The sequence below is a fragment of the Pseudomonas sp. K5002 genome, from assembly GCF_013386655.1.
Taxonomy (GTDB): Bacteria; Pseudomonadota; Gammaproteobacteria; order Pseudomonadales; family Pseudomonadaceae; genus Aquipseudomonas.
On the sequence record NZ_JACARK010000411.1, the window covers coordinates 1 to 4,893 of the forward strand.

The 4,893-nt window shown below is 60.7% G+C and carries 5 protein-coding genes and 1 pseudogene; 3 read left to right on the forward strand and 3 right to left on the reverse strand.

The genetic code is table 11. The features are described 5' to 3' along the window. Nucleotides 1-118 precede the first annotated feature (118 nt). Nucleotides 119-1,051, reverse strand: coding sequence for a LysR family transcriptional regulator (locus HX846_RS18980; RefSeq protein ID WP_003217218.1), 933 nt, complete (start codon nt 1,049-1,051; stop codon nt 119-121). A 91-nt stretch (nt 1,052-1,142) separates the two neighbouring features. Here HX846_RS18980 and HX846_RS18985 point away from each other — a divergent pair, with 91 nt between their 5' ends. Further along, on the forward strand, nt 1,143-1,769 hold the full coding sequence (locus HX846_RS18985; protein WP_178965891.1) for an alanyl-tRNA editing protein: 627 nt from the start codon (nt 1,143-1,145) through the stop codon (nt 1,767-1,769). Here HX846_RS18985 and HX846_RS18990 read toward each other — a convergent pair whose 3' ends face one another. Beyond that, nucleotides 1,770-3,338: an alkaline phosphatase gene (locus tag HX846_RS18990; RefSeq protein WP_178965892.1), complete on the reverse strand. Its 1,569-nt coding sequence runs from the start codon at nt 3,336-3,338 to the stop codon at nt 1,770-1,772. It lies immediately after the preceding gene. Continuing rightward, nucleotides 3,338-3,892, reverse strand: a complete 555-nt coding sequence (locus HX846_RS18995) for a GNAT family N-acetyltransferase (RefSeq protein WP_003217211.1) — start codon at nt 3,890-3,892, stop codon at nt 3,338-3,340. The genes HX846_RS18990 and HX846_RS18995 overlap by 1 nt, the downstream gene beginning before the upstream one ends. Nucleotides 3,893-4,081: 189 nt before the next feature. On the opposite strand from HX846_RS18995, the gene HX846_RS19000 reads away from it, so the two are divergent. After that, complete coding sequence (locus HX846_RS19000; protein WP_003217209.1) at nt 4,082-4,489, forward strand: biopolymer transporter ExbD; 408 nt, start codon at nt 4,082-4,084, stop codon at nt 4,487-4,489. Nucleotides 4,490-4,491: 2 nt separating this feature from the next. Then, nucleotides 4,492-4,893, forward strand: a pseudogene (locus HX846_RS19005) (energy transducer TonB); the annotation flags it as partial.

The window sequence follows — 4,893 nt, forward strand, 5'->3', positions numbered from 1 at the left end:
GTGGGAGCGGCGGTGCGACGGTTCGACTTGCTCGCGAATGCGGTGGTTCATTCAATATTTTAGGTGACTGAACCACCGCATTCGCGAGCAAGCCCGCTCCCACATTTAAACTGTATTCCTACCGTTTCTTCAGCGTCGGCTCTTTGGCCATGCACTCCACCAGATAATCAATAAACACCCGCAACTTCGGCGGCAGGTACCGCGTCGGCGAATGCAGTAGCCACGCATCCCCGTGGTACGACGCAATGAAATCCCACCCCGGCAGCACCTGCACCACCTCCCCCGCTTCCAGCGCATGCCGCGCCGTGAAATACGGCAAGCTGCCAATCCCCACATGTTGCAATACCGCATCCAGCCGCACGCCTGTGTGATTGGCCGCATACCGCCCGCGCACGCCCACCGTCACCGCCTTGCTGCCCTGGCGAAACTTCCAGCGCGCATCCCCCGGCGTCTCACCCAGGTAGATGCAACTGTGCTCCAGCAAATCATGGGGATGCTGCGGCGTACCGTGCTCCGCCAGGTACCGCGGCGTGGCGCAGATCAAATGCTCGATCGGCAGCAACTGGCGCCCCACCAACCCCGGCGGCGGGCTGTCGGTGATGCGGATACTCAGGTCGACATTGTCATCAATCAGGTCCACATGCCGGTCCTCCAGGATCAACTGCACGTCGACCTTGGGATAACGCCGCAAAAACTCCGGCATATGCGGATGCACCACAAAACGCCCTACCGCCTTGGGCACGCTGACCCGCACCAGCCCTTCGGCTTCATGGGTGTATTGGCCGCTGATTTCCATCACCGACCGCGCAGCACTGACCATTTCCTGGCAGCGCTTGAACACCTCTTCGCCACCTTCGCTGAGGCGCAACTTGCGCGTAGTGCGTTGCAGCAGGCGAGTTGCCAGGGCCTTTTCCAGGCGTGAGATGCTGCGGCTCACGGAGGACGGCGATGCTCCCAGTTGGCGCGCAGCCTCGGAGAAGCTGCCTGTTTCCACCACCTTGACGAAAATCGCCATTTCGCCCAGCAGCGGTAAGGGAAGATTGATGCTCATGACGCACAAGTCCATTGAGATTTGAACGGATTATCACCCATTGGCGCACTTCTTATACTGCCGGTTAGAAACCCTGATGCGGATATAAATGATGACCCAGCGCCTGTTTTTTACCCATGACAACCTGAATGCCGAACTTGAAGTGCTGGGATGCACACCTTTTGATAACCAGTTTGCGGTAATCCTGCAGTCCACAATCTTCCATCCACAAGGTGGCGGCCAGCCCTGCGACACCGGCTGGCTCGGGGCAAGCCAGGTGTTGAAGGTGGTTCAGGAAGGCGATCATGTCGTACATTACGTAGACCGCCCCGTGGCTCCCGGCGTGATCCAGGCACGCGTCGATGAAGACCGCCGCACCTTGCACACGCGCCTGCACTCGGCCGGGCATCTGATCGGCAATGCCGGTGAAACCCTGGGCTGGATGCCGATCAAGGCTCATCACTGGCCGGGCGAAGGCAAGATCACCTTTATTCGCGGCACCTCGGCCCAGGCCATGGACGCCGAGGCGATCCAGCGGCAAGTCGACCAATGGATCGCCGCCAACCTGCCGCGCCATATGGCCCTGGATGACGGTACGCGGCAAGTGGGTTTTGGCGACCTGCCGGCCTATGCCTGCGGCGGCACGCACGTGCAGGCATTGGGGGACGTGGGCCAGGTGACGATCCTGGCCCTCTCCGAGAAAAAGGGAGCATTGTCGGTGCGCTATACCCTGAACTGACTAAACCGCAATCGCCCCCGCCCTGCCCGGCTCCACCACGAACGACTTGAGGGTCGAGACGCTGGCGTTCGGATCCCGGGGATCGGAAATCACCCGGAAGTTCGTCAGCATATTCCTCTCCTCAAGCGCCACCGACACATAGCCGCGCTGGCGGCTGTCGAAAAACTTCACATGGGGATTGAGGGGCAGGATCGCACTGAACGCATCAAATGGCGGCCCGTCAGACGTCACCGACGTGCCGACAAACTCGGTCGCGACCACGGGCGAATCCGGATTCCCTGCGTCAGCGTGCAGGTCCGTCGTCCAGAACGAGTGAATATCGCCGCCCCAGAACACCGGGTTATTCACCTTTCTGCGCACCATCGACGCAAGCATCCGCTCACGGTTGGCCATGTAACCATCCCAGCCATCGGTCCAGCGGCCGGGCTTGTGGTTGGTCAGGTCACGTTGCGTGAGCGGCGCGACCAACAGGTCCTGGGCGATCACGTTCCATTGTGCCCGGGACTCGGCAAAACCCTGATCCAGCCAAGCCTCCTGCTCCCAGCCGAGCATGGTGCGACGGGGATCGCGCAGGTCGGCACAGGTATTCGCGGCCACATGCCCCTTGTGGCTGCCATTGGCCAGGATGCATGGCTGCTCGGAGCGGTACTGACGCCCATCCAGCACATGGAAACGCGCCAGCCGGCCGTAATCCAAACGCCGATAGAGGCGCATGTCCGCCCCGCGCGGCAGGCTGCTCGCCCGCAGCGGCATGTGCTCGTAGAAGGCCTGGTAGGCCGCCGCCCGCTGCTTGAGAAAACTCGTCACCGGGATGTTCGGGTCCTGGGACCACTGGCTGGCATAGTCGTTTTGCACTTCGTGATCGTCCCAGGTGACCACACTGGGCGCCGCAGCATGCAGTGCCTGCAAATCCGGATCGGTCTTGTACAGGGCGTAGCGGTTGCGGTAATCCACCAGATTCAACGCATTGCCGCTGCCGTGGGGGCGAATGATCTTGCCGGAATCAGTCGCGTAGGAACTGTCATAGATGTAATCCCCGAGGAAAAACACCAGGTCAGGCTGCTCGGCGGACAAATGCCGATAGGCGCTGAAGTAGCCTCGCTCCCAATGGGAGCAGGAGACAAAACCCAACTGCGCCGATGCCATGGCATGCACCGCCGGCGCTGTGCGCGACTGGCCCACCGGGCTTTGCGCACCGAGGCCCTCGAACTGGTACCAGTAAGGTCGACCCGCCTCCAACCCGCTCACTTCCACATGCACCGAATGGGCGAAACGCTCGCTGGCCATCACCTCGCCCTGGCGCACAACGTGCGTCATCGCTGCATCGCGGGCCACCTTCCAGCGCACCGGCACCGCGCGGCTCAGGCCACCCCGACCGTCGGCGGCATTGAAAAGCGGCGCGAGGCGCGTCCAGATCACGAAACCATCGGGCAATGGATCGCCTGACGCCACACCGAGGGTGAAGGGATAGTCGATGCCTGCACTACGGGCAAACGGGCTGAGGATCGAAAACGCCGTGGCAACTGCAAGCCCGCCCAGTACGCGACGGCGATCGTGATTCACACTCATCAACTGCGCTCCTTCCAATCGGCACGCACCAGGCCATACAACAACATGTCCTCGTGCACCCCATTCTTGAGGAAGGCACCCTTCATGCACCCTTCGTAACCCAAGCCAATTTTTTCCATGACCCGAGCGGACCCTTTGTTACGTGCAAAGCACTGGCTGCCCACACGCTGCAGCGCCAATTCGCTGAACCCAAACGCCATGATCTGCGCCGCTGCTTCGGCGGCATAACCCTGGCTTCGAGAATGGGCGGCCACCCAATACCCGAGATGCCCACTTCGATGAGCAGCAGATAATCTGAGACTGATCACGCCGATCAATTCGCCGGTTTCCCGCAGATGAATACCCAGCCCCAGTGAATGCCCCGAGCGGTAATTCTCTGCCTGGCCATCAATAAAGGCGTGTGCGGTTTCCAAGGTGTAAGGCGATGGAATCGCAGCCGTGTTGTTCGCAATATCGGGATCGTTGGCCAGCACCGACAACGTCTCGGCCTGCTCCTTTTGCAGAGGCTTCAACAGCAGTCGCGGGGTGGATAAATGCGGCAGTGCAATGCTCATGCAGGGGGACTCGCGAAATAAATTCTCCAAGAATGTACCCGCGTCGTGTCAGTTTCATTACGTAGATAAATAGACCCACGAGTCGTCTGTAAGACGCGTCCTAGAGCCTTAAAAGCTTAAATTAAAGTTAACCATTCGGTCATTTTTGGTTGCTAGCGTGTCGCCCCTAATCAACTGCGGGGTAGCGGAATGAGAACTTGGGATGAACCCAAAAAACGCAAGGCACACATCGAACTGATCCCGATGATCGACGTGATGATGTTCCTGTTGGTGTTTTTTGTACTGGTGAGTTTGAACGTGATTCCGGCCCTGGGCATGAAGACTCAGCTGCCGAGCGCCAGCAGTTCACAGCAGCTCAAGCCGCAAAATAAATTCATCCTGACCCTGGGCCTGGAAGGTCAGCTGCAGCTCGATGGCAAGGACCTGACCGTCGACGCGCTGGTGCCTGCACTCAAGGCCGGCGAGAAGCCAGACACCAAGTCGACGATCATCGTCAACAGCGACAAAGGCGTGGAAGTGTCGCGCCTGGTCGAGGTGATGGACACCCTGCGCCTGGGTGGCTTTACCTCTGTCTCCATCGCCACGAAAAAGTCCTGATCATGTATGCCTTGTTTCGTGCGCGTCGGCTGCTGGGCAGTGTCCCGGCCCTGATCGCCCTGGTGCTGATTGCACTGGGTATCCAGTCCCAACCCCTGAAGATCCAGCCGCAGTACGACGAGTCGGCGGTTGAACTCGCGCTGGTCGAGCCCGAGCCGGAAGTGGTCCCCGAGCCCGTGGTGGAAGAACCGCCGCCACCGCCGCCGGTGATCGAAGACGAGGAGGCCGAACCTGCCCCTCCGCCTCCGCCTCCCAAGCCGATCCCCAAACCACTGCCAAAGCCTGAGCCCAAGCCAAAACCGGTGCCCAAGCCCGTGGTCGCCAAGCCAACGCCTGTGCCTGCGCCAGCTCCGGTGGCCGCCAAGCCGGTGCAAGCCGCTCCCGCTCCCACGCCAGCACCCGCT

What these genes read in the sequence shown, in the direction of transcription:
- HX846_RS18980 (WP_003217218.1), bottom strand. Translation starts at nt 1,051, where the DNA reads ATGAGCATCAATCTTCCCTTACCGCTGCTGGGCGAAATGGCGATTTTC.
- HX846_RS18985 (WP_178965891.1), top strand. Translation starts at nt 1,143, where the DNA reads ATGACCCAGCGCCTGTTTTTTACCCATGACAACCTGAATGCCGAACTT.
- HX846_RS18990 (WP_178965892.1), bottom strand. Translation starts at nt 3,338, where the DNA reads ATGAGTGTGAATCACGATCGCCGTCGCGTACTGGGCGGGCTTGCAGTT.
- HX846_RS18995 (WP_003217211.1), bottom strand. Translation starts at nt 3,892, where the DNA reads ATGAGCATTGCACTGCCGCATTTATCCACCCCGCGACTGCTGTTGAAG.
- HX846_RS19000 (WP_003217209.1), top strand. Translation starts at nt 4,082, where the DNA reads ATGAGAACTTGGGATGAACCCAAAAAACGCAAGGCACACATCGAACTG.